The sequence below is a fragment of the Desulfurobacterium sp. genome, assembly GCF_027028515.1.
Taxonomy (GTDB): Bacteria; Aquificota; Aquificia; order Desulfurobacteriales; family Desulfurobacteriaceae; genus Desulfurobacterium_A.
On the sequence record NZ_JALVIW010000023.1, the window covers coordinates 18,209 to 40,737 of the forward strand.

Here is a 22,529-nt window from a genome sequence, read left to right on the forward strand (position 1 = left end):
GAGGAAATGAAAGAGAAATCTATAGCGCTTATAATACTTGACGGATTCGGATACAGCCCCGAAAAAGAGGGAAACGCAATTGCACAAGCAAACACACCTTTTTGGGATTACCTCTGGTCAACATATCCAAAGGCTCTCCTCATGGCTTCCGGCGAAGCTGTTGGTCTCCCGGACGGACAGATGGGAAACTCTGAAGTTGGGCATATGAACATAGGTGCTGGAAGGATCGTATATCAGGATATTGTAAGGATAACAAAAGCCATAAGAGATAAAAGTTTTTTTGAAAACAAAACACTTAAAAATCTAATGGAAAATGCAAAAGGGAAAAGACTCCACCTTGTTGGACTGTTGTCTGACGGCGGTGTTCACAGCCACATAAAACACCTCTTTGCCCTCCTCGAAATGGCAAAAAGAGAAGGTGTGAAGGATGTTTACATTCATGCCATCCTTGACGGAAGGGATACACCGCCCAGGTCTGCAGAAAAGTATCTGAAAGAACTTACAGAAAAGATGAAAGAATTAGGCATAGGCAAAATAGCAACTTTAGGTGGCAGATACTACTACATGGACAGAGACAAAAGGTGGGAAAGAACAGAAAAAGCCTACAATGCAATGGTGTTAGGCGAAGGGAAAAGGGCAAACGACCCTATTGAAGCACTCCATGAAGCCTACGAAAACGGTGAAAATGATGAATTCGTCATACCTTTTGTCCTTGACGAAAATGGAACGATAAAGGACGGGGATTCTGTATTCTTCTTCAACTTCCGCGCAGACAGAATGAGACAGATAGTATCAGCTCTTGGATTTGATAATTTTGACGGATTTAACAGAAAAAAGGTTGTAAAACCACTGATAGGAACAATGACACTTTATGAGAAAAGCTTCCCGTTTGACGTTGCATTTCCTCCCCAAAAGCTCACAAACGTTCTCGGTGAAGTTATCTCAAAGAGAGGATACAAACAGCTGAGAATAGCGGAAACCGAAAAGTACGCCCACGTAACCTACTTCTTCAACGGTGGAAGGGAGGAACCGTTCCCTGGCGAAGACAGAGTTCTCATTCCATCACCAAAGGTCGCAACTTATGACCTTAAGCCGGAAATGAGTGCATTTGAAGTAACGGAGAAATTTATAGAAAAACTGGAAAACAACGATTACAAGCTTTTAGTCCTTAACTTTGCAAATCCCGACATGGTTGGCCACACAGGAATAATGGAAGCGGCCATAAAGGCAGTTGAAACAGTTGATATATGCCTGTCAAAGGTGGTAAAAGCCGTCCTTGCCAGGGGCGGAGCCTGCATAATAACTGCCGACCATGGAAACGTTGAACAAATGATTAACAGAGAAACAGGACAGCCACAGACCGCTCACACGACCAATCCGGTTCCGTTCATAGTTGTAAGAAACACCTGTAAAACTTATAAAATAGGCAGAAGAAAAAGCAAAGAAGTTGAGATACCTGAAAACTTTGGCGGTGTTAAAATTGCCGGCATACTTGCCGACATAGCACCCACAGTTCTCGCACTTCTTGGCGAAGAAAAACCTGAAGAGATGACAGGTGAAAATCTTGTCATAGAGGAATAAAATGATACGAAAGGCAATCTACCCCGGAACTTTTGATCCTGTAACGCGTGGACACCTTGACATTGTCAAGAGAGGACTTGAGATATTTCCTGAATTAGTAATAGGTATAGCGGAAAACCCGAGGAAAAAGCCCCTCTTTTCCATTGAAGAGAGAAAAGAAATGTTCATAGAGAGCCTCAAAGAGACAGGAATAAACGGAAGAGTAAAAGTAAAGACGTTTAACTCTCTCCTGGTTGAGTTTGCAAAACAGGAAAACGCCGTAGCAATAATAAGAGGGATCAGAATTATCTCTGACATGGACCACGAATTTACTATGGCATCAATAAACAGAAAGCTCTATCCAGAAATAGAAACTGTCTTCCTCATGCCATCCGATGATTACGCGTACCTTTCTTCCTCCGTTGTAAGAGAACTGGCATTCTACGGTGGCGATGTAGAGCAGTTTGTAACGCCGTTTGTAAAGCAAAAACTGCTTGAAAAGATGGGAAGAAGAGGTTGAAACTTACAGAAGAAACGGTAAAGAACAAAATAGTATTTTTAGGAACGGCCGGCGCCCGCTACGCCGCTTTTGGATTGATAAGACAGGCCGGCGGAATGTGGATTAACATTGACGGGACAAACTTTCACATAGACCCTGGACCCGGCGCATTCATCTATACTCACAAAAAAGGTTTAAACCCTCACTGGCTATCTGCGATAATCGTTTCCCACAGGCACCTTGACCACTGTGCCGATGTTAACCACGTTATTGAAACGATAACGTTAGGTGGAAAGAGGAAGAAAGGTATTCTTCTCTGCCCCGAAGACGCCATTTCCGAAGACCCTGTGGTTCTTAAATTCACAAGAAGCAACCTTCAAGAAACGGTTACTATAAAAGAAGGTTTTTCAAGGGCGATAGGTAACGCAAAAGTCTCATTCCCCATAAAGCACGTTCACGGCGTTGAAACCTACGGAATTGTAATAAAAAATAGCACTGAAACGATATCTTTAGGTTACATTGCAGACACAAAGTTCTTCGAAAAACTCATTGAAGCCTACTCAAAAGTTAAGGTTCTCATAATGAACGTAACTTTGAAAGACCCAAAACCGAACATTCCACATCTTTCCACCATTGACGCAAAAAGGCTGATTGAAGGAATCAAACCGGACATTGCCATAATGACCCACTTTGGAAGAACGATGGTTTATGCAAAACCCTGGGAAATCGCCCGGAGGTTAACAGATGAAACAGGTATTGAAACAGTAGCTGCCTGGGATAACATGATCTTTGATCTTGAAACACTAAAACCTGTTAGACAGCGATAACGGTAACACCAAACTTCCTGGCCTTCCTTATAAGTTCGTTTCTATCAAGAATAAAGGTTTTTCCCGCCTCAACACAGAGGGCACGACCGCCAAGAGAACCAATCTTTTCAACGGTATTTACGCCAATCGTTGGAACATCAATTCTCATATCTTGACCCTTCCTTGCCGCCTTACAAACGACAAAACCTTTTCCTGCAAGTTCGGCAGCCCTTTCAATACATTTATCGGTACCCTCTATTCCTTCAACGGCAATAACAACTCCGTTCTTCACAACAACAGTCTGTCCTACATCAAGAGAAGCTATCTCTTTTGCAATTCTAAATCCAAACTCCACATCTTTCTCAAGATCTCTGTTAACCTTTCCGGTAAGAATACCTCTTTCAGGAAGAAGGTGTGAAAGAAAAGGCGTTGGATCAATGACCTCAACATCTAACTTTTCTATCTCCTTTATAATACCGCCTATTATCGCTTCAGCCCTTTTATCCTTAAGGGAAAAAAGGAAAGTGACAGCTTTAATGTCAAGATTTTTTAAAGATAAAGCTTCAGAATGTTCAACCTTGCCAAGAATTGCCATTTTATCGGGACGCTCTTTTTTAACAAACGACAAAAATTTGCCAAGTTTAAAAGGTTCTATTTCATAAACTTTATCAGCAAAACTGTAAACCTCATTATCTGTTATCCCTCTAATTGCAAAGAGAACAGTCTCATTTCCCTTTTGTGAAGTGCTTTTTAAAAATTCAAGAGGCAGATTTCCACTTCCAGCAAGAAGCCCTATTTTCATCTTTCCTTTGCAATCCTGTCAAGAATGGCATTCACAAACTTTGGTGATTTTTCATCTTCACCATACTCTTTAGCTATCTCAACAGCATCGTTGATAATGGCCGGAACAGGAGAGAGAGAACCGTTAAGTATCTCTGTCGTTGCAAGACGCAAAATAGCTCTATCAACAGGAAGAAGCCTATCTAAAGTCCACCCTTTCTTAAGAAATTTTGAAATAACAGCATCAACCTCTTCCTGATGAGATACAGCAGTATCAAAAAGCTTTTCAGATAGAGAAATTACCTCTGAAGATTCCCCTTCAACCTCTTCTCTGTAAATAGATTTCACCTCTTCAGGCTCAAAATTTCCAATATCGTACTGATAAAGCATCAAAACTGCATGCTCCCTTGCCCGTCTTTTATCTTTATTTGAAAGCGGCATTATTAATCCCCATTTACTTAAATAGATTGACCATCTCTATCGCTGAAAGGGCAGCTTCCCAACCTTTATTCCCTGCCTTTGTTCCAGCTCTGTCTATTGCCTGCTCAACTGTGTCAGTTGTCAATACCCCAAAGGCTACCGGTTTTTCGAGAGAAAGGGAAACATTCGCTATTCCCTTGCTGACCTCTGCCGCTACATAGTCAAAGTGAGGCGTCTCTCCCCTGATAACGGCACCAAGGGCAATAACGGCATCGTAATCTCTCTTACCAACCTTTTTAACGGCAAGGGGCAGCTCAAAAGCACCAGGAACTTTATAAATATCAATGTTATCTTCGCTCCCACCGTGCCTAACTATACAATCAATAGCTCCCTCTAAAAGTCTATCTGTTATAAAAGCGTTAAACCTGCTAACCACGATGGCAAACTTTAAACCTTCTGCGTCAAGATTTCCTTCATAAATTTTCATGGCATTTCCCTTTCAAAGGTTTGAGTTGATTATATCAGAAGGGAAGGCAAACACCCTTCCACTTTAAACTGAAAATTACTTTCCAAATCTATCACAGAGAACCTTTAACGTTTTCTCAGCACCTTCCATAACATCTTTTATTATCTCTTCAACAGTCTCTTCTTTATTAACATAGCCAACAACCTGACCTGCCATAACGGAACCCCACTCTATATCTCCCTGTTCCGCTGCAAGCCTGAGCCTTCCCCTTCCAAGTTCCTCAAGCTGCTCTTTGGGTGCACCGGAAAACTCAAGCTCTTCAAATTTCTTTGTCAGCTTATTTTCTATGAGCCTAACTGGATGCCCCGTTGTAAGGCCTGTTACGGTAACCTGATTAAATCTTGCCTTAAGAATTTTTTCCTTATACTTAGGATGAACATTACACTCCTTGGCAGCAAGAAACCGTGTTCCCATCTGAATACCTTCAGCACCAAGTGCAAAAGCAGCTGCCGCCTGTTCTCCAAGGGCTATACCACCCGCTGCAATAACAGGTATTGAAACGGCCCTTACAATGGCCGGAATAAGAACCATCGTCGTAAGCTTACCTATGTGACCTCCAGCCTCCATGCCTTCTGCTATAACAGCATCACAACCTATCCTTTCCATTCTCTTTGCAAGAGCATTACTTGCCACAACAGGTATAACCTTTATTCCCTTTTCTTTAAAAGCAGGAATATACTTTCCAGGATTTCCCGCACCTGTTGTAACAACAGGCACCTCTTCGTCAAGGCAAACCTGAATGATCTCTTCAGCATTAGGCATCATTAACATTATGTTAACGCCAAAAGCCTTATCTGTTAAATCTTTACACTTTCTTATTTCCTGCCTCAACTCATCAGCAGTTCTGTTACCACCTGCTATAATTCCAAGACCGCCGGCGTTTGAAACGGCCGCTGCCAACTCACCATCAGCTATCCACGCCATTCCACCTTGAAGAACCGGATATTCAATACCTAACAGTTCACATATCTGTGTTCTTATCATGCCGCCCTCCTAAAGTCTAACTATGCAGGAACCCCACGTAAATCCACCACCAAACGCAACCATTAAGACCAGATCTCCTTTCTCAACCTTCCCTTCTCTAACAGCCTCATCAAGGGCTATCGGAATGGAAGCTGCACTTGTATTTCCATAACGATTAAGATTTACGAATATTTTATCATCTTTAATTCCAAGCCTTTTAGCTACGGCATCTATAATCCTGATGTTCGCCTGGTGAGGAACCAAGAGGTTTATCTCATCGGCAGAAATACCTGTCTTTTCAAGAACCCTTTTGGCAGAATCGGTCATCGTTCTCACCGCAACTTTAAAAACCTCATTCCCTTTCATATAGAGGTAGTGGGGTGGCTCGCTGTTTGAACCGACACTCTCAACATAAAGAAGATCACCATAAGAACCATCAGCACCTATATCAAAACCAAGGATTCCTTCTTCTTCAGACTCCTCAAGAACAACTGCTCCAGCACCATCACCAAAAAGTATGCATGTTGTTCTGTCTTCCCAGTTTAAAATCTTTGAGAATCTTTCAGCGCCAATAACGACACCTTTTTTAATACCTTTAGAACGCATAATAGAATCTGCAATGTAAAGACCGTATATAAAACCGGTACAGGCTGCTGATATATCAAAAGCAAGAGCTTTTTTATTTTTAAGATTTGCCTGAACCATACAGGCGGTGGATGGGAAAAACATATCCGGGGTGGCAGTAGCTGTCAGAAAAAGCTCAACATCATCTGCTGAACTACCAGAAAGAGCATTTAAAACCGCCTTCGTTGCCATTTCAGACGTTGTTTCTCTTTCGGCAATACGCCTCTCTTTAATACCTGTCCTTGTTGTTATCCACTCATCGGAAGTTTCAACCATTTTTTCAAGGTCAAAATTCGTAAGCACCCTATCCGGAACGTAAGAACCTGTAGAAACGATTTTAATTCCCATCTATCTTCCCGTACTTTCCCATGTTTTCTTCTATATGCTCAACAACTTTTGTTTCAGCAAATTCAACACCTACACGGAGAGCATTTTTTATCGCTTTTGCATTTGAACTGCCATGAGCTATTATAACAGGCTTTTTAAGGCCAAGAAGAGGTGCTCCACCCCATTCTGCATAGTCAATACGTTTTTTAAAACCTTTTATGGCAGGAATCAGTGTTATTGCACCAAGTCTTGAAATAAAATGCTTCTCTATCTCTTCTTTCAATATTTTTGCAAGAATCTTTGCAACACTTTCACTTAATTTAAGACAGACATTGCCTACAAAACCATCACAAACAATAACGTCAAAATTCCCGTTGTAAATATCTCTTCCTTCTGCATTTCCAACAAAATTGAGACCCCTTTCCCTTGCCATTGCAAGAAGTTTAAACGTTTCCTTGGTAAGCTCGTTACCTTTTGTATCCTCTTCACCTATACTTAAAAGTCCAATCCTCGGATTTTCCTCTTTCAAAACGTACCTTGCATACGCTTCACCCATTATTGCAAACTGAAAAAGGTGAACAGGTTTACAGTCAACATTAGCTCCAACGTCAAGGAGAAATGTCTGACTTTTCAGATTGGGCAAAATAGCAGAGATAGCAGGCCTGTCTATTCCTTTTATCCTGCCAAGAGTAAAAAGGGAGACAGCCATAACCGCGCCGGTGTTACCGGCACTAACAAAAACATCACCTTCACCGCTCTTTAAAAGCTTTGTTCCCACATGAAGGGAAGAGTTCCTCTTCTTCTTTAAAACCTCAGAAGGCTGGTCTTCCATGGTCACCATATCTTCCGCATTAACAATTTCTATGGAAGACGCAGGAAAGGAATACTTATCAAGCTCCTTTTTTACAACCTCTTCCCTTCCAACAAGAATAATCCTATAACCAAACTCCTTTACCGCCTGAACGGCTCCCAAAACGGGAACATAGGGGGCTTTATCGCCCCCCATGGCGTCAAGGATAACTCTCATATTACTCTTCTACCTCAATTACCTGCTTACCGTTGTAGTAGCCACAATACTTACAAACCCTATGAGGGAGCTTTGGCTGGTAGCAGTTGGGACACACAGAAATTGCGGGTTTTGCAGCCTTCCAGTGTGTTCTCCTTTTATCTCTTCTTGTACTTGATACTCTTCTCTTTGGAACTGCCATCTCACTTCTCCTTTCTATCAAGTTTTTCTTTCAGCTCTTTCAGCTTATCCCAGCGTGTATCTTTCTCCTCACTATTCCACTCTCTATAACCTTCCACCTCACACGTTTCACTACAGAGAGGTTTAACCGGCAAATTAAGAAAAATCTGCTCTCTAACAACTTCAGAAAGGTCAATAACATCCTCATCAGAAAATTTAACATCAAGCTCACCGCGTTTTATCTGCCCTTCCGTTATCTCGGAAGTGGGCAGAAGATTAAAAGAGAAATCTTTATCTATCTGTTCCTGATACTCCTCATCGCAACGACTACACCTTAACGTCACGCTACCTTTAATGTGACCCCTCACATTATAACCTATGGCTCTCTTATATATCTCAACGTGAAGAGAAAACGGCGTTGACCTTACAACTTCATCCTCAGGAAGGTCAAGAACACTTTCACTAAACTCTGTATCAACCTTTAACGGCTCTTTAACCGTAATTTCTCTCAAATTAACGTAACGCTTCATAACTAAACCCATCTGTAATAAGGTTAAATAAACGGTCGTGTGGTATGATAACAAAATTACGAGAGGTAAAGTTATGCTTTCTGCTCCGAGATTGCAATTGACCTCAAGGAAAAAATTAATACTTTTAGTTAAACAACTTTAAATTGGAGGATATGATGAAGAAGCTCTTAACCGCTCTAACCATTATAACAGTTGCAGCATCACCTGTAATGGCAAAATCTAAAATCATTGCAAAGGTAGATAATGTAGAGATCACACAGCAGGATCTTAATGATCTTCTCAAAACCTTACCTGCTCAGTACGACAAAAACGATCCCAAAATAAGAAAAGAACTTATCAAGTTCTTAGTTGACCAGGAAATCCTTGTCCAGGAAGCAAAAAAGGAAGGCATAGATAAAGACCCTAAAGTAAAAAAACAGATTGACGATGCCATCAAACAAATTCTTGCAACAGCGCTTCTTAACAAAAAAATTCCAGCAGATAAAATCAAGGTTACGGACAAAGAACTAAAGGCATTCTATGAAAAGCACAAGAATGAACTCAAAGGACTTGACGGAAAACCTGTACCTTTTAATCAAATAAAAGCCTTTTTAAAAGCTCAACTTATAAAACAGAAGCAGCAACAGGCGGTTGAAGAATACATAAACTCTATAAAGAAAAATCATAAAGTTGAAATAAAAATAGTAGGAGAAGAGAAATGAGGTGGCTTGTCCCTCTCCTCCTGGTTTTTACAATAGTAAATACTACCAAAGCCAGGATTTTGGACTATGTAGAGATAACCGTTAATGGCATTCCCATTCTTCACAGTGAAATTAAGAAATACCAGATAGAAAATAAAGTAAGCGAAAAGACTGCAGTTGAGCAGCTAATTGACAAAGCTCTCCTCCTATCGGAAGCCAAAAGAGAAAAAATATCAATAGACGACAAAACACTTGAAACGGCACTTGAAAACCTCGCAAAAGCAAATGGTTATGACACCATAGAGAACTTTAAACGTGCCGTAGAAAAGGAGGGAATCACCTGGGAAGATCTGAAGAAAAAAATCAGAGAGCAGCTCCTTATACAGAAGCTAATAGCTCTAAAAGTAAAGAGAAACGTAAAAATCTCCGACCGGGATATAGAGAAGGTCTGTGAAGCAGAAGGTTCAAAGGCAAGAGAGGTTTACTACGCAGTGACAGATAACGCAACTATAGCAAAAGAAATTGAATCATCTTTAAAAGAAGGACTTTCCTTTGAAAATGCAACAGAGATATGTACACCTGAGAACCATTGTAAAAGTGGTTTTATTGGAAACGTAAAGAAAGGAAACCTTATAAAACCAATAGACGAAATTGTCTGGAATTCACAGATAGGAACTCCCGAAACCGTCACAATCGACGGAAAGATCTATGTAATCTACGTAAAGTCTGAAAAACAGCAACCCTGTGACACGGAAAAGGTAAGGGAAGAGCTCATGAAGAAAAAGTATGAAAAAGCTCTTAAATCTCTCATTGAAAAGTTAAAATCAACTGCCCACATTGAATATTTCAAACCGTGAGGATAGCGTAGATGGTAGTTGTTGAACTTAAACCTTTCAATGAAATCCTTAAAACGATATCCCCCTTTAAACGAGTAACAGTCGTAGGGTGCGAAATAGGTTCAGGAAGATGTATGCAGGGCGGCTTAAAAGAGGCCAAAGAAGTCGCCCAATTCCTTGAAAACAACGGCAAGGAGATAGTTGAAGTCTTAACAATAGGTGGTACCTGTTTGATAGAAAAGGTACGAAAGCTTGAATTTAAAGAGACAGATGTCATTGTTTCCCTTGCCTGCGGTGCAGGCACACAGGTAATAGCTGAAGAGACAGAAATACCTGTTGTAACAGGCGTATCGACTCTTTTTATCGGTGCCGATTGCCACAAAGAGTGGTTCTACGAATACTGCATAGCCTGCGGTGACTGCATAATTTCCGAAACGGCAGGTATCTGCCCAATAGCAAGATGTCCAAAATCCCTAAAGAATGGACCCTGTGGTGGCGCAATCAATGGAATGTGCGAGGTAAACAACGACACTGAATGTGTTTGGTTCACAATAGACAGAAAGCTTAGAAGCTTTGGAAAAACATTCAAAATCGAAAATCTCTCTTTTCGTGACTTCTCAAAATCAAACCATCCGAGGCGGTTTGAAAATGAGCTTTAGTGAAAAGATAAACAACGGCAAATTCATAATAACAGCCGAAGTGGCACCACCAAGAGGAACAGATTACCGGACAATAATTGAAGGAATTAAACCTCTAAAAGGCTACGTTGATGGATTTAACGTAACAGACAATCAACGTTCAATGGTAAGAGCCTCATCTATTGCAATGGCCAAGATACTCCTTGACAGTGGTTTTGAACCGATATGCCAGTTCACTGCAAGGGATAGAAACCGGATAGCTCTCCAGTCGGACCTTTTAGGAGCTTACATGCTTGGTATCAGAAACATCTGTTTGATGACCGGTGATTTTATAACCTTAGGTGACGAGAGGGGAGCAAAACCGGTATTCGATGTTGATTCTCTGTTAATGTTAAAGATAGTTAAAATCCTTGAGGAAGGACACTTAATAAACGGAAAGGAACTAAAAGGCAAACCCTCTTTTAACGTCGGCGCAGTGTTTAATCCGTTTGCAGGACCAGAAAAACTGCAGATTGAAAAACTGAAAAAAAAGGTGGAGTTGGGTGCAAAATTCATACAGACACAGCCCGTTTACGACATAGAAACTGCTAAAAGAACTCACGAAATAATCAAAGAAACAGGGGCTATACCCATAATAGGACTACTTCCCATAAAATCTCTGAAGATGGCAAACTTCATAAAAAAACTTAACCCTGAATCTGTTCCTGACACCTTTATAGAAAAACTGTCTAAAGTAAAAGATCCCCACGCTTACGGCTGGGAATACACACTTGAAATTGCCCACGGTATAGCCGAATTTGGGAAAGGCATACACTTTATGTTAGTCGGAAAAACTTATGAGCTCGCAAAATTTATAGACTATCTTAAAAATGAAAGTCCTTACAACCACAAATTCTAAAACCTTTAGGAGCCTATCCATGGATAAAATACCTGTTCACGTTGGCGTAATTATGGACGGTAACGGACGGTGGGCACAAAAAAGAGGTCTGCCAAGGATTGAAGGACACAGAGTCGGTGCAAATGTCACCGTCGAAATTGTAAAAACGGCAAAGAGACTCGGCATAAAATACCTCTCTCTGTACGCGTTTTCAACGGAAAACTGGAAGAGGCCAAAAGAGGAAGTAGAATTTCTGTTTAACCTCATGTACGAGTATGTTAAATCAAAACTTCCACTATTCCTGGAAGAAGACGTCCAGTTCAGAGCAATAGGAAGACTCTGGCAGCTACCCGACTACTTAAGAGAAGGTTTTAAAGAGATTGAGGAAAAAACTGCCCATTGCAAAACCATGAAAGCTGTATTTACGGTGAACTACGGTGGTAGACAAGAGATAATAGATGCCGTTAATAAAGCTTTAAAGGAAGGAGCAAAAGAAATAACAGCAGAAACGATAAGACGCAACCTTTACATGCCAGAACTTCCAGACCTTGATCTTCTCATAAGAACAAGTGGTGAAATGCGCATATCAAACTTTCTTCTTTGGCAGTCTGCCTATACGGAACTCTGGTTTACAAAAACACTGTGGCCAGACTTTACACCAAAGGAGTTTAAAAAAGCAATAGAAGATTATGGGAAAAGAGAGCGAAGATTTGGGGGCATAAAAAGTGAAGGATAGAATAATCGGTGCTCTCATAGTAGTAGTTTACGCCCTTCTTATGCTTAAAGCCACAGGCATTTTCTACCTCTTTCTTGTTCTCTTTTTAGGCCTACAGATAATCGGAGAGCTGTTAGACATAACAGGCCTTTCTGAATACAGATTTATTCCCTTTGTAATCTTTGCCTTCTCAATAGTCCTTTTTAACCACCTCCACTACCGGGAAATCATCATTCCCCTTACCGTTTTAGCCCTTTTCTTTTATCTCACAATAATTGAAGAGATAGAAAGCAAAACATTCTTTCCGTTTACATTAACTTTCATATACGTTACGGTAGGAATAGGAAGTATATCTACCTTTAACTGGAAGTTTTTAGTTTTTCTAATTTCCATCGTCTGGTCTGTTGACACATTAGCCTATCTTACAGGACGGTATTTTGGAAAGCGTAAACTTGCTCCGTCTATCAGCCCTAAAAAGACTGTTGAAGGATCTATTGGCGGCAGCTTAGGGGGAACTGCCATATCCCTTTTTGTCGGTGTAAAATTAGGCATAATAAACCTATCTCTTCTAACTATAGGCATCCTGTTTGCCCTGACAATCATTTCTCAAATTGGAGATCTGTTTGAAAGCTATCTTAAAAGATACTTTGGCGTGAAAGACTCAGGCAGCACCATTCCTGGACACGGTGGTGTGTTTGACAGGCTTGACAGTTCTATTGCCGTTGCTCCATTTCTCTTAATGTTCTTGAACAGTGGCATAAAGCTCTTTTAATGTTAAAATGTCTGTCTGACTTTAAAATGGAGGAAGACAGATGGAAAAGATTGAAATAGCCCACGGAAGCGGTGGAAAACTTACAAGAGAACTCATAGAAAACCTCTTTTTAAAATACTTTGACTTTGAGGAACTTAAATCTTTACAGGATGCCTCTTACTTGCAACTTTCCTCTCAAAACGTTGCAATGACAACAGACTCCTACGTTGTTAAACCGTTCAAGTTTCCAGGGGGAAACACAGGAAAACTTTCCGTATGCGGAACAATAAATGACCTTACTGTAAGCGGGGCAGTTCCAAAGTATCTATCCCTTGGACTTATCATAGAAGAAGGATTCCCGCTTAAAGAACTTGAAGAGATAGTAGCAACAATAGCAAAAACGGCAAAAGAATCAGGTGTTGCAATAGCTACAGGCGATACAAAAGTCGTGGAATCGGGAAAGTGCGATGGCATATACATAAACACTGCTGGCATTGGAGAAGTAAAAAAGAATTTATCCCCGGAGTATGTCAAGCCAGGAGATATTATCATAGTAACCGGATACATAGGTGATCACGGAATAGCAATATCTTTAGCAAGAGAAGAATTTGACATGGAAATTCCCGTAGAAAGCGATTGTGCACCATTAAACGCCCTTCTTGTTCCCCTCTTTGAAATTTCAGGACTCAGATGGATGAGAGACCCCACAAGAGGTGGTGTTGCAACGGTAACTGTTGAACTGTCGGAAATGAGCGGATACGGGATAAAACTATTTGAGGACAAAATTCCTGTAAGGGAAGAGGTGAAATTCGTTTGTGATATGTTAGGATACGACCCTCTCTACCTGGCAAATGAAGGGAAGGCACTTATAGTTGTAGATAAAGAAGACGCTGAAAAGGTTCTTAATGTGCTCAAAAGCCATCCCCTTGGAAGGGAAAGTGCTATCATAGGAGAAGTTACAGATAGATTTAAAGGCGTAAGACTAAAAACGCGAATCGGTGGAGAGAGACTCCTTGACCTTCTTGAAGATGATCCCTTACCAAGGATATGCTGATGGTTATTGAAACAGACATATTGAAGTTTTTGGCTCTTTCCTACACTTTTATCCTTTTTGTCATTCTGTTTGACAGAAAGATGGAAATAGGACTGTGGAAAGAGCTTGCCGTCAACTCTATCCTTTCCCTCATCCAGCTCATAGGGATAGGTGCTATCCTGATATTTCTATTAAAGTTTAACTCCAAGCTGATGACATTATCAATAATCATCGTCATGAATTTTAACGCCTCGTGGATAGCTTTAAGCCGTTTTAAACTCAAATCTTATGAAAAGAATAAAATTTTCTGCCTGATATTTTTAACCATTCTCATAGTAACGCTAACAGTCATGGGACCGCTGCTGAGCATTGGATTTGTAACGTTCAAACCAACAAAGATTATTCCTATGTGCGGCATTATAGTTGCAGGCGGAATGAGAGCCCTATCACTTTCTTTTAACTTTTACAAAGCAAGACTGGGAGATTTAGAAGACTTCATTGTATCTCTTGCAGCTATCGGTGCTTCTGATATGAAAATCTTCAGCATCATCTTCAAGGAAATACTAAAAAACGCAACGATCCCTATGAGAGATATGATGAAAGCAGCAGGTATCGTTCACATTCCGGGCATAATGGTTGGACTTTTGATGGCTGGAACATTCCCTTTAAAAGCTGCAATCATACAATTTACAGTCCTGTCATCAATGCTGTTTGAATATACACTTGTACCAACAATGTTTATGCTTCTGTGGATAAACATTTTCGGATTAAAAATCGAAACAGTCTAAGGAGGGATCATGAAGGTTAAAGAGTCTAAAGAAATAAGACTTCAAAAAGTGGTTACAAAAACCGGTGCTGAACTTTACAGAATAGTAATTTCACCATCTCTATTCTATCTCGAACAAAATCCGGCAAAAGAATCAAAATACGGCGTTGCATATAGAGAATTAAAAAAATTGTATCCTGACTTCTATATGTTCTGGGAAATAAAAAATGGTAAATTTACAGGAAAACTCCTAACGGCCACATTCCTTGACAGAGATGACATAGATAAATTCATAGATTCCATAATCACGGATGAACGCTACAAAGATTATGAAGATATAAAGGACGAATTTTAAAAGCAATGCGACGTTACCAAAGACTATCGCTCATGTAGAAAGATTCATTAAAACGACAGAGAACGAATTGTGGATGCTGGAAGGTACAGAACTTTCCGTTGATGATAAAAAACAGGAAGCTGTTTGAATATTTGAAGTTCCACAATTTTGTGAGACCTCATTATGCTTTAGGTTATATGACTCCCGCTGAGAAATGAGTTTGAATTGGAGAATATCCGAATGTCCACCGTGTATTGAACTCGTACAATCTTGACATCTAAGCGTAAAAAACCTATCTTTCTATTCGCACCTTTTTGGAGGGGTGGCCGAGTCTGGCTGAAGGCGGGTGACTTGAAATCACCTGAGGGCCTAACCAGCCCTCCGGGGGTTCGAATCCCTCCCCCTCCGCCACTAATGGGCCGCTAGCTCAGTTGGTAGAGCAACGGACTTTTAATCCGTAGGTCCCAGGTTCGAGTCCTGGGCGGCTCACCATGTTCTTACTAATGCCTGGAGAGGTGGCCGAGCTGGCTGAAGGCGGCGCCCTGCTAAGGCGTTGTACCGGCTAAAACCGGTACCGCGGGTTCGAATCCCGCCCTCTCCGCCACTTTACAGGGATTTAACAATGAAAACACTCCTCATCATCCTTTTCCTCACATTAACCGCCAGCGCCCAAACCTTTACAAGAGTAATTTCCCTTTCACCAGCTATCACAGAAATAGTCTATTTCACGGGAAACGGAGAAAAGCTAATAGCTGATACACGATACTGTACTATTCCCGAAGAGGCAAAGAAAAAAGAGAAAATCGGTGGCATCATAAATCCCGATATAGAAAAGATTATCTCCTTGCGTCCCGACCTCGTTATAGGTATGAACGGTAACCCAAAATCCATCATAGAAACCCTTAAAAAATTCGATATCACCGTAATAACCTTCAAAATAGAGAAAATAGAAGACATTGCAAAAGCTATAAAAGAAATTGGAGACACTTTAAGCAACAATGGCAACAAAAAAGCTAAAGAGTTTTTAAAAAATTATAAACAGGCCGAGAAAAAACTTTCTCACTGTATAAAAGGAAAAAGAATTCTTATCATATTTTCAACAAATCCCATCTATACTGCGGGAAATCAAACCTTTTTAGGCGAAATAATAGAAGATGCTAAAGCCATAAACATAGCCGGGAACGGTAGATATAAAACAATCTCACCGGAATTTATTCTGAAGCACAAACCCGATTTGACAATTTTTATCTCTATGACAAAGAATAACAACTCTCTGCTAAATTTCCTCAAAACAAAAACAATTCACATCAGCGGTAAATACCTCCTTAAGCCGGGACCTTATATAATAAAGGGAATAAAAGAGCTGGAGGAAAAAATTTGTCAAGAAAATTAAACATAGCTACTGCCATTCTCATTTTCTCCTCCATCCTCTTTGTAGTTACCGGCTTTCCAAACATAAAAATAGTAAAAATCATAAGATTTCCACAGCTTTTAACGGCCTTTGCCGCAGGAAGTATTTTATCTATGGCAGGCGTTATCTTCCAGAATGTTTTATCAAATCCCCTTGCAGACCCTTACATTTTAGGTGTTTCTGCTGGAAGTGCACTTGGAGCGGTAGCAGGATACGCTTCCAACATTAATCCTGAAATAAGCGCTCTCATCGGAGGACTCCTCACAATAGCAGGACTTGCAATATCTGGTAGAGTGCTTGAAAGCAAACTAAAACTTATCCTTTTTGGCATTGGAATAAATGCAACACTCTCATCACTGATAGTCATAACAACAGCCCTTAAAAGTCCGGAACAGTCACCTTCGGTTCTTTTTTTTCTTTTAGGATTTATACCGATTCTGTCCTTAAAAGAAAGCATATTTTTATCATTACTGCCAGGAATATTCCTTTATATTTTTCATAAAAAAGCTGAAAGGATAGACGCACTTTCCCTGGGAGACCTTTTTGCGTATCTATCCGGAATAGGTCCTGAAAGAGAAAGAATCGTCTATTTAACAATAGCCTCTCTTTTCACAGCCATTATCGTTTCACAAACAGGCATAATAGGATTTATAGGAATAGTTATTCCCCACCTTGGAAGACTGTTAAAGATACAGAAAACAAAAGAACTTTTAAAATTTTCCCTCCTTGCCGGCGGTACAGCTTTAATACTCTCAGAATGGATAATTAAAACTGTATTCGCTACTTACGATATCCCTGCAGGAACTGTAACAGCACTCGTTGGAGCACCTGCATTTATCTTCATTCTCTGGAGGAACAAAAACCTTGCTTGAAGTGAAAAATGTCAGATATAAAAACATCCTCAGACAAATCACATTTTCAGTAAAAGAAGGAAACATAACAGGCATCATCGGAAAAAATGGAAGTGGGAAAACAACGTTGTTAAAAGCTATTACCGGTTTTTTAAATTACCAGGGTAAAATAGTTCTAAATGGAAAAGAGGTAAAAAAACTTCCCCTGACCAGTAGAATTAAACAGATAAACCTACTGCCTCAAGAATTTCCACAGTCATTACTTACAGTTGAAGAAATATTAAGAATAACATCTCATCTCACATATACCTGCGAAAAAAAGATATACGAAGCAATGGATAAATACCACTTGCAGAACCTTAAAAAACAACCGCTGCTGACGTTAAGCGGAGGAGAAAAGGTTCGCCTATTCCTTGCAAGACTTGAAGTAATAGATCCAAAAGTTGTCCTTTTAGATGAACCCAGTGCTTTCCTCGACATTTCTGTGTTAAAACTTTTAAAAGAGTTTGTCTTAAAGATGAAAGAACTGCAGAAAATTGTTATAATTGTGTCTAACGACTTGAACTTTATACTAAATACGGCCGATTCCATTGTGGGAATAAAAGAAGGGAGAACTGCAGAACATTCAGAAAATCTTGAACAGTTTCTTTCATACCTCTACGATTGCAACATAAATATCAAAAAAGTTGACAGTAAAAATCAGATTGTAATATAGAGGAGGGAAGTCTGTATGAAACAGTTGTTAAAACTGACAACCATCATACTGACAGTTTCAACCATCCCGATTGCAGTAAAAGCAGAAACACCATCGATAATTGTTCAAAGTACCAAAATTCCCGTAACAGAAGAAAAGACAGGTGATAACATCATTATCATAACTAAAAGTGACATAGAAAAACTGGAAGTGAAAAACATAGAAGATGTCCTTAAAACAGCAACTGGAATAGCCATTTCAGACAGTGGATGGGGAGAGGTGTCCAACGTTTACATATACGGACTCAATAAAAAATATATCCTTTTCCTGGTTAACGGAATTCCTGTTAACGATCCTTCTACACCTGACGGAACTGTTGACCTATCCCTTTTAAACCTATCAGACGTGGAAAGGATAGAAATTTTGAAAGGACCACAGAGCGCCCTTTACGGTTCTGAAGCCGTGGCAGGTGTTGTGAACATCATAACAAAACCCGACGGAAAAAGCTCTATACATCTTGAATACGGTTCATATAACACGTTGAAAAGCACAGTAAAAGCAGGACTGAAAAAGGGAACTTCCCTTTTTGATATATTTTTCACCAACTTTAGAACAGATGGTTACGACATAAAAGGGGATGGCGATAGGGAAAGTGCAAACTACAAAACCATCGGTTATACGTTTTCCTCTTTTCTGACAGAAAACCTAAAAGTTAAAAACTACTTTAACTACAAAACAGGAGAAAGTGAATACGATAACGGCCTTGAAAAATATCACCGTCTAACAGCAACACTTAACGGAAAACTCCTATTATCACCTAAAACCATTGCCAGAGTGGACTTAGGAACATCGCAATCTAAGAGAAACTTTGACGATTATGACTTCGGTACCCACACATACTATTCAGGAAGCACCTATTACGCAGATGCAAACATGAAAACAGAAATTTCAAAGTTTCTTACACTTGTACCGTCAATTAGCCACAGAGTTGACGTAGCGGACACAACAACCTATTCAGACAAAAGTCAGCAGACCGATTCTGCATCGCTAAACGGTTATGTTAAACTGCACAATCTGAACATACTCACAGGTGTAAGAAAAGACCACTTCTCTTCATTCGGGACGTTCACTTCCTATAAATTGGCCGGAAGTTACACAGTAAAAATGACAAAAACAACTCTCAAATTACAGTACGGAAAAAGCTTTAAGGCACCTTCCATAGACCAGCTTTATGGTGAATATCCAAACTGGAACTTCTACGGCAATCCAAACCTTCAACCTGAAAAAAGCAAGAGCTTAACGGCAGGTATAGAGCAAAAATTTGGAAACTGTGGAACAGCTGGCGTAAGCTACTTTAAAACAGAAATTAACGACGTAATAACGACAACCTACGATCCAGCAAAAGGCTATTTAACCTACATAAACGGAAACAGAGGAAAAACTGAAGGCTCAGAATCATTCGTCAATTTAAAACTTCCGTTAAAATCGAATTTAAAAGCCTCCTACACTCATACCCACTCTATATGGAACAACGGTTATGGATGGGAACCAACCTTGAGACTTCCTGAAGATATGTATAAAATCTCCTTCAGTAAAAATGTACAAAAAGCTTCAATAACCCTCTCTGCCATTCATTACGGGAAACGGTACGATTACAATTTCAGTACATGGCCGGCAAATAAAGTAACACTTCCACCATTTACCATATACAACTGCTACATATCCGTGAAATTCAGGAAAAACCTGACGGGTTACGTTAAGTTCATAAACATCACAGACAAGGACTATCAGCTCGCTTATGGATACAACGAACCGGGCAGGAGTATCTTCGCCGGTCTAAAATTGGTCTTTTAAAGGAGTGTGAAATGGATATAGAAAAGTTTTTTGAAACAGCTGAAAAGGTAGTAGAAACGGGAAACATTGAAGAGTTAAAACCTTTCGAAAATCCCGTTAAATATAGAGAACCTGTCAGGAAACGGTTTATCCGCTCTGCCATTTTGGTTTCAGGCGACAGAGTTAAACATCTGAGAAAGATCTTTGATAGAGACGTTGACATAATCATATTCAACTTAGAAGACGGTGTTGCAGATTCAAAAAAACAGGTTGCAAGAAAAATTATTAAAACCCTGCTTTCCCTGAGAAACTCTCAGGACAAAGAACTTGTTGTGAGAATTAACTCTATAGATTCCCCATTTTTTTACGATGATATAACGGAAATCCTGCCATCTCTTCCCCATGCCTTAAGACTCAGCAAAGTGGAATCTGAAAACGACGTAATAGCCCTTGACGCAATTATAAGCGGATTTGAGAAATCAAGGGAACTCCCTGAAAGAACGATAAAAATACACTTATCAATAGAAACTGGAAAAGGAATAAAAAACCTTGAAAAAATTCTCACTGCTTCAGAAAGAGTCGAAACTGCATACCTTGGTATTCTTGACCTTTTTAGTGACCTCAATTTGCCGCAAAATCTCATAGAAAAATCACCTACAACAACCTACATAAAAACGCGATTCGTGACAGCGTGCCGGACATTTAACGTGAATCCTGTAGCTCCAGCTTATCAAAACTACAAAGATTTAAAAGGGTTTGAGAAAGAGTGCAAAGAAGACAGAATGATAGGATTCAACGGAAAATCGTGCATATCTGTAAAACAGACAGAAATAGCTAATAGCATATTTCTGCCGGATAGAGAAGAGATAGAGAAAGCCCAGATGATAGTTAAACTTTACGAAAAAGCCTTAAAAGAGGGAAAAGGCGGAATTACCTGCGGTGATCTTTTTATAGACCAACCAATATACAAAGACGCGCTCAACCTCCTTAAAAACTTACATAAAGAGTGACAAAAACAAACCTATCAGGGGAAAGGTGAAAAGACTCTACTTGTCCTATACGACACTATCGTATAAAATTGAGCAAATCTATACGATGGTGACGTAAAGATGGAGACTATCCTTTACCGTTTTAATCCATGGTGGGAAGGAGAAAAGGCAGCAGAGGGAAAAATAGAAAGAGAAAAGTATACTTCTAAACTTTCTCGGCTTCTTGATACAAAAGATGTGGTTCTTTTAACCGGTCTCAGGAGAGTGGGTAAAACAACCATAATGAAACTCTTTATAGATCATTTAATTGAATCTGGAGTAGAACCGCGCAGGATATTTTACGTGTCACTTGATTTCTACGGTCTTGAAAAGTTTTCAATTCTGGAAATAGTTGAAGAATTCTACAAAACCCAATCTATCTCTTTTTCTGACAAAACATACATATTCCTTGATGAAGTAGCCTACAAAGAAAATTTTTCCTTGCAACTTAAAAATCTTTATGATTTATATAACACAAAAATTTTTGCATCTTCCTCCTCATCATCAATTTTGAAAGATAAAAAAGCCACTCTAACAGGTCGGGAAAGGATAGTAGAAATTCTTCCTCTTGATTTCTTTGAATTTTTAAAGTTTAAAGGAAGAAAAATTAGAAAGTCCGATGCACACCTTTTAGAAAGTTACTTTGAAAACTACATGAATATAGGAGGCATTCCCGAATACGTATTAACAGAAGATGTAGAATACATTAAACAGTTGATAGACGATATTCTCTACAAAGATATAGCCGCTTACTACAACATAAAGGATAAGAGTGCATTAAGAGAGATTTTCTGTCTTCTTATGGAAAGAGCGGGTAAACAAATAAGCATCAACAGGTTGGCTAAAATTCTTAGTATCAGCCCCGACACCGTTAGAAGGTTTGTTGGCTACTTCGAAGAAACTTTCATGGTTTACCTTGTAGAAAGATGCGGAAAGATAAACGAAAGGGTAAAATCTCCCAAAAAGCTATACGTTGGAGACGTTGGTATAAGAAACGCCGTAACAGGATTTAGAGACAAAGGTGCAGTATTTGAAAACCTCGTTTACATAACTATAAAAAACCGTAAACCCTGCTATATTTACCGGAACGGTATAGAAATAGATTTCCTTACAGAAGACGGAATACTTTTGGAGATTAAGTATAAAGACCAACTAAGAGAAAGACAAAGAAAGTTATTTGAAAGTTTAAAAGCAAATAAAAAGCTGCTAATATCCTCGGTAAAAGATTTTTTAAACCTAATTGAAAAAAGGGGGTAACCCCCATCAATTAAACAACCTTTTGCAGCTTTTAACCCAGTTAAGGTAATTTTCAGCAGCCTTTAAAAGATCTTTTTTAGCTGCCCTTAATTCCCTTTTAAATCTTCTTCTCTCTTTTTTAGAACCCTTAAAGGCAAGTATTTGAGGTGACTCTTTGAACTTTTCAAGGAGTGCTTGATAGATGGCTTTTAAAGAACCTTGGAGCTTTACCTTCTCATCACCAGCCCTTACCCAGAGTTCCATAATCCACCTCCGGAACAGAGCTTTTAAAGAAGGCATAAAAAAAGCCTGGCACCGCCCTACTTTCCCACCCCGTCTCCAGGGCAGTATCATCGGCGCTGGCGGGCTTAACTTCCGAGTTCGGAATGGGATCGGGTGTTTCCCCGCCGCTATGGGCACCAGGCTATCGCTTGCTTTCTCATATTCAATTGTCAGCTTAACAGCTGAACAGGGAAGCCGGATTACTCAAGTAGATAGAAGGCCGAGGCTCTCGGCCGATTAGTACTGCTCAGCTCCACCCGTTACCGGGCTTCCACCTGCAGCCTATCAACCTGGTAGTCTCCCAGGGGCCTTACTGACCTTACGGTCAAGGGAGGCCTCATCT

General features: G+C 39.9%; 27 protein-coding genes, 3 tRNA genes, 2 rRNA genes and 1 pseudogene. 22 read left to right on the forward strand and 11 right to left on the reverse strand.

The annotated features are described in order from the left end of the window. Positions 1-6 precede the first annotated feature (6 nt). The 3 genes from gpmI to MV676_RS02360 are packed head-to-tail and all read left to right on the forward strand — an operon-like array spanning position 7 to position 2,886. The gene (gene gpmI / locus MV676_RS02350; RefSeq protein ID WP_297444935.1) at positions 7-1,581 is read left to right on the forward strand and encodes a 2,3-bisphosphoglycerate-independent phosphoglycerate mutase; all 1,575 of its coding nucleotides are present in this window, start codon (positions 7-9) and stop codon (positions 1,579-1,581) included. A gap of 1 nt (position 1,582) precedes the next feature. Next, positions 1,583-2,080 carry a pantetheine-phosphate adenylyltransferase gene (coaD, locus tag MV676_RS02355; protein WP_297444937.1) on the forward strand — a complete coding sequence of 166 codons (498 nt, stop codon included), beginning with the start codon at positions 1,583-1,585 and terminating at the stop codon, positions 2,078-2,080. Continuing rightward, entirely contained in the window at positions 2,077-2,886 is an 810-nt protein-coding gene (locus MV676_RS02360) for an MBL fold metallo-hydrolase (RefSeq protein WP_022846105.1), read from the forward strand. The genes coaD and MV676_RS02360 overlap by 4 nt, the downstream gene beginning before the upstream one ends. Here the strand turns inward: MV676_RS02360 and lpxI are convergent. The 8 genes from lpxI to MV676_RS02400 all read right to left on the reverse strand — a co-directional run bounded on the left by lpxI (position 2,873) and on the right by MV676_RS02400 (position 8,221). Next, complete coding sequence (lpxI, locus tag MV676_RS02365) at positions 2,873-3,667, reverse strand: UDP-2,3-diacylglucosamine diphosphatase LpxI (protein WP_297444941.1); 795 nt, start codon at positions 3,665-3,667, stop codon at positions 2,873-2,875. The genes MV676_RS02360 and lpxI overlap by 14 nt on opposite strands. Beyond that, entirely contained in the window at positions 3,664-4,086 is a 423-nt protein-coding gene (nusB, locus tag MV676_RS02370; RefSeq protein WP_022846103.1) for a transcription antitermination factor NusB, read from the reverse strand. The genes lpxI and nusB overlap by 4 nt, the downstream gene beginning before the upstream one ends. 13 nt (positions 4,087-4,099) lie before the next feature. Beyond that, complete coding sequence (gene ribE / locus MV676_RS02375; RefSeq protein WP_297444945.1) at positions 4,100-4,552, reverse strand: 6,7-dimethyl-8-ribityllumazine synthase; 453 nt, start codon at positions 4,550-4,552, stop codon at positions 4,100-4,102. Between the two features lie 75 nt (positions 4,553-4,627). Then, positions 4,628-5,575, reverse strand: a complete 948-nt coding sequence (gene fabK, locus MV676_RS02380) for an enoyl-[acyl-carrier-protein] reductase FabK (RefSeq protein WP_297444947.1) — start codon at positions 5,573-5,575, stop codon at positions 4,628-4,630. A 9-nt stretch (positions 5,576-5,584) separates the two neighbouring features. Then, complete coding sequence (locus MV676_RS02385) at positions 5,585-6,526, reverse strand: beta-ketoacyl-ACP synthase III (RefSeq protein WP_022846101.1); 942 nt, start codon at positions 6,524-6,526, stop codon at positions 5,585-5,587. Beyond that, positions 6,516-7,532, reverse strand: coding sequence for a phosphate acyltransferase PlsX (plsX, locus tag MV676_RS02390; RefSeq protein ID WP_297444950.1), 1,017 nt, complete (start codon positions 7,530-7,532; stop codon positions 6,516-6,518). The genes MV676_RS02385 and plsX overlap by 11 nt, the downstream gene beginning before the upstream one ends. Position 7,533: 1 nt before the next feature. Further along, positions 7,534-7,713 carry a 50S ribosomal protein L32 gene (gene rpmF / locus MV676_RS02395; protein ID WP_022846099.1) on the reverse strand — a complete coding sequence of 60 codons (180 nt, stop codon included), beginning with the start codon at positions 7,711-7,713 and terminating at the stop codon, positions 7,534-7,536. A 1-nt stretch (position 7,714) separates the two neighbouring features. Further along, positions 7,715-8,221: a DUF177 domain-containing protein gene (locus MV676_RS02400; protein WP_022846098.1), complete on the reverse strand. Its 507-nt coding sequence runs from the start codon at positions 8,219-8,221 to the stop codon at positions 7,715-7,717. A 155-nt stretch (positions 8,222-8,376) separates the two neighbouring features. Here MV676_RS02400 and MV676_RS02405 point away from each other — a divergent pair, with 155 nt between their 5' ends. From MV676_RS02405 to MV676_RS02495, 19 genes and pseudogenes are all read left to right on the forward strand, one after another. Further along, a complete protein-coding gene (locus MV676_RS02405; protein ID WP_297444954.1) occupies positions 8,377-8,922 on the forward strand; it encodes a SurA N-terminal domain-containing protein in 546 nt (181 codons plus the stop codon). Beyond that, positions 8,919-9,758 carry a SurA N-terminal domain-containing protein gene (locus tag MV676_RS02410; RefSeq protein ID WP_297444955.1) on the forward strand — a complete coding sequence of 280 codons (840 nt, stop codon included), beginning with the start codon at positions 8,919-8,921 and terminating at the stop codon, positions 9,756-9,758. Before MV676_RS02405 ends, MV676_RS02410 begins: the two co-directional genes overlap by 4 nt. Before the next feature lie 11 nt (positions 9,759-9,769). Then, entirely contained in the window at positions 9,770-10,396 is a 627-nt protein-coding gene (locus MV676_RS02415; RefSeq protein WP_297444957.1) for a methylenetetrahydrofolate reductase C-terminal domain-containing protein, read from the forward strand. Continuing rightward, positions 10,386-11,273, forward strand: coding sequence for a methylenetetrahydrofolate reductase (locus MV676_RS02420; RefSeq protein ID WP_297444959.1), 888 nt, complete (start codon positions 10,386-10,388; stop codon positions 11,271-11,273). Before MV676_RS02415 ends, MV676_RS02420 begins: the two co-directional genes overlap by 11 nt. Positions 11,274-11,292: 19 nt before the next feature. Then, positions 11,293-11,988, forward strand: coding sequence for a polyprenyl diphosphate synthase (uppS, locus tag MV676_RS02425; RefSeq protein ID WP_022846093.1), 696 nt, complete (start codon positions 11,293-11,295; stop codon positions 11,986-11,988). Continuing rightward, on the forward strand, positions 11,978-12,739 hold the full coding sequence (locus tag MV676_RS02430) for a phosphatidate cytidylyltransferase (RefSeq protein WP_297444962.1): 762 nt from the start codon (positions 11,978-11,980) through the stop codon (positions 12,737-12,739). The genes uppS and MV676_RS02430 overlap by 11 nt, the downstream gene beginning before the upstream one ends. A gap of 40 nt (positions 12,740-12,779) precedes the next feature. After that, positions 12,780-13,772, forward strand: a complete 993-nt coding sequence (hypE, locus tag MV676_RS02435) for a hydrogenase expression/formation protein HypE (RefSeq protein WP_297444964.1) — start codon at positions 12,780-12,782, stop codon at positions 13,770-13,772. Next, complete coding sequence (locus tag MV676_RS02440) at positions 13,772-14,539, forward strand: ABC transporter permease (protein WP_297444966.1); 768 nt, start codon at positions 13,772-13,774, stop codon at positions 14,537-14,539. The genes hypE and MV676_RS02440 overlap by 1 nt, the downstream gene beginning before the upstream one ends. A 9-nt stretch (positions 14,540-14,548) precedes the next feature. Further along, positions 14,549-14,872: a hypothetical protein gene (locus MV676_RS02445; RefSeq protein ID WP_022846089.1), complete on the forward strand. Its 324-nt coding sequence runs from the start codon at positions 14,549-14,551 to the stop codon at positions 14,870-14,872. Between the two features lie 16 nt (positions 14,873-14,888). Then, positions 14,889-15,069: pseudogene (locus MV676_RS02450) on the forward strand (integrase core domain-containing protein); the annotation flags it as partial. A 98-nt stretch (positions 15,070-15,167) separates the two neighbouring features. Continuing rightward, a tRNA-Ser gene (locus MV676_RS02455) sits at positions 15,168-15,262 on the forward strand. Between the two features lie 5 nt (positions 15,263-15,267). Further along, positions 15,268-15,343 (forward strand) — tRNA-Lys (locus MV676_RS02460). Between the two features lie 17 nt (positions 15,344-15,360). After that, positions 15,361-15,455, forward strand: a tRNA-Ser gene (locus MV676_RS02465). A gap of 18 nt (positions 15,456-15,473) precedes the next feature. Further along, the gene (locus tag MV676_RS02470; RefSeq protein WP_297444968.1) at positions 15,474-16,244 is read left to right on the forward strand and encodes a helical backbone metal receptor; all 771 of its coding nucleotides are present in this window, start codon (positions 15,474-15,476) and stop codon (positions 16,242-16,244) included. Then, a complete protein-coding gene (locus tag MV676_RS02475; protein ID WP_022846088.1) occupies positions 16,229-17,134 on the forward strand; it encodes an iron ABC transporter permease in 906 nt (301 codons plus the stop codon). The genes MV676_RS02470 and MV676_RS02475 overlap by 16 nt, the downstream gene beginning before the upstream one ends. A 1-nt stretch (position 17,135) precedes the next feature. Next, positions 17,136-17,828, forward strand: coding sequence for an ABC transporter ATP-binding protein (locus MV676_RS02480; RefSeq protein WP_231378258.1), 693 nt, complete (start codon positions 17,136-17,138; stop codon positions 17,826-17,828). A 15-nt stretch (positions 17,829-17,843) separates the two neighbouring features. Continuing rightward, positions 17,844-19,661 (forward strand): TonB-dependent receptor, encoded by a 1,818-nt coding sequence (locus MV676_RS02485; protein WP_297444971.1) that lies wholly within the window; start codon positions 17,844-17,846, stop codon positions 19,659-19,661. 11 nt (positions 19,662-19,672) lie between these two features. Next, positions 19,673-20,650: a CoA ester lyase gene (locus MV676_RS02490; RefSeq protein ID WP_297444973.1), complete on the forward strand. Its 978-nt coding sequence runs from the start codon at positions 19,673-19,675 to the stop codon at positions 20,648-20,650. Positions 20,651-20,749: 99 nt separating this feature from the next. After that, positions 20,750-21,925 (forward strand): ATP-binding protein, encoded by a 1,176-nt coding sequence (locus MV676_RS02495; RefSeq protein WP_297444975.1) that lies wholly within the window; start codon positions 20,750-20,752, stop codon positions 21,923-21,925. A 6-nt stretch (positions 21,926-21,931) separates the two neighbouring features. On the opposite strand, the gene MV676_RS02500 is transcribed toward MV676_RS02495, so the two are convergent. From MV676_RS02500 to MV676_RS02510, 3 genes are all read right to left on the reverse strand, one after another. Beyond that, on the reverse strand, positions 21,932-22,168 hold the full coding sequence (locus MV676_RS02500) for a hypothetical protein (RefSeq protein WP_297444977.1): 237 nt from the start codon (positions 22,166-22,168) through the stop codon (positions 21,932-21,934). A gap of 43 nt (positions 22,169-22,211) precedes the next feature. Then, positions 22,212-22,328, reverse strand: a 5S ribosomal RNA gene (gene rrf, locus MV676_RS02505). 74 nt (positions 22,329-22,402) lie between these two features. Next, positions 22,403-22,529: ribosomal RNA gene (locus tag MV676_RS02510) — 23S ribosomal RNA — on the reverse strand; the annotation flags it as partial.

Bases quoted from the DNA above. Each gene is read 5' to 3' on its own strand.
- MV676_RS02445 (WP_022846089.1), top strand. From the start codon at position 14,549: ATGAAGGTTAAAGAGTCTAAAGAAATAAGACTTCAAAAAGTGGTTACA.
- ribE (WP_297444945.1), bottom strand. From the start codon at position 4,552: ATGAAAATTTATGAAGGAAATCTTGACGCAGAAGGTTTAAAGTTTGCC.
- MV676_RS02400 (WP_022846098.1), bottom strand. From the start codon at position 8,221: ATGAAGCGTTACGTTAATTTGAGAGAAATTACGGTTAAAGAGCCGTTA.
- MV676_RS02415 (WP_297444957.1), top strand. From the start codon at position 9,770: ATGGTAGTTGTTGAACTTAAACCTTTCAATGAAATCCTTAAAACGATA.
- MV676_RS02405 (WP_297444954.1), top strand. From the start codon at position 8,377: ATGAAGAAGCTCTTAACCGCTCTAACCATTATAACAGTTGCAGCATCA.
- MV676_RS02385 (WP_022846101.1), bottom strand. From the start codon at position 6,526: ATGGGAATTAAAATCGTTTCTACAGGTTCTTACGTTCCGGATAGGGTG.
- gpmI (WP_297444935.1), top strand. From the start codon at position 7: ATGAAAGAGAAATCTATAGCGCTTATAATACTTGACGGATTCGGATAC.
- hypE (WP_297444964.1), top strand. From the start codon at position 12,780: ATGGAAAAGATTGAAATAGCCCACGGAAGCGGTGGAAAACTTACAAGA.
- MV676_RS02410 (WP_297444955.1), top strand. From the start codon at position 8,919: ATGAGGTGGCTTGTCCCTCTCCTCCTGGTTTTTACAATAGTAAATACT.
- MV676_RS02440 (WP_297444966.1), top strand. From the start codon at position 13,772: ATGGTTATTGAAACAGACATATTGAAGTTTTTGGCTCTTTCCTACACT.
- MV676_RS02490 (WP_297444973.1), top strand. From the start codon at position 19,673: ATGGATATAGAAAAGTTTTTTGAAACAGCTGAAAAGGTAGTAGAAACG.
- plsX (WP_297444950.1), bottom strand. From the start codon at position 7,532: ATGAGAGTTATCCTTGACGCCATGGGGGGCGATAAAGCCCCCTATGTT.
- MV676_RS02500 (WP_297444977.1), bottom strand. From the start codon at position 22,168: ATGGAACTCTGGGTAAGGGCTGGTGATGAGAAGGTAAAGCTCCAAGGT.
- rpmF (WP_022846099.1), bottom strand. From the start codon at position 7,713: ATGGCAGTTCCAAAGAGAAGAGTATCAAGTACAAGAAGAGATAAAAGG.
- uppS (WP_022846093.1), top strand. From the start codon at position 11,293: ATGGATAAAATACCTGTTCACGTTGGCGTAATTATGGACGGTAACGGA.
- coaD (WP_297444937.1), top strand. From the start codon at position 1,583: ATGATACGAAAGGCAATCTACCCCGGAACTTTTGATCCTGTAACGCGT.
- MV676_RS02485 (WP_297444971.1), top strand. From the start codon at position 17,844: ATGAAACAGTTGTTAAAACTGACAACCATCATACTGACAGTTTCAACC.
- lpxI (WP_297444941.1), bottom strand. From the start codon at position 3,667: ATGAAAATAGGGCTTCTTGCTGGAAGTGGAAATCTGCCTCTTGAATTT.
- nusB (WP_022846103.1), bottom strand. From the start codon at position 4,086: ATGCCGCTTTCAAATAAAGATAAAAGACGGGCAAGGGAGCATGCAGTT.
- MV676_RS02470 (WP_297444968.1), top strand. From the start codon at position 15,474: ATGAAAACACTCCTCATCATCCTTTTCCTCACATTAACCGCCAGCGCC.
- MV676_RS02420 (WP_297444959.1), top strand. From the start codon at position 10,386: ATGAGCTTTAGTGAAAAGATAAACAACGGCAAATTCATAATAACAGCC.
- MV676_RS02495 (WP_297444975.1), top strand. From the start codon at position 20,750: ATGGAGACTATCCTTTACCGTTTTAATCCATGGTGGGAAGGAGAAAAG.
- fabK (WP_297444947.1), bottom strand. From the start codon at position 5,575: ATGATAAGAACACAGATATGTGAACTGTTAGGTATTGAATATCCGGTT.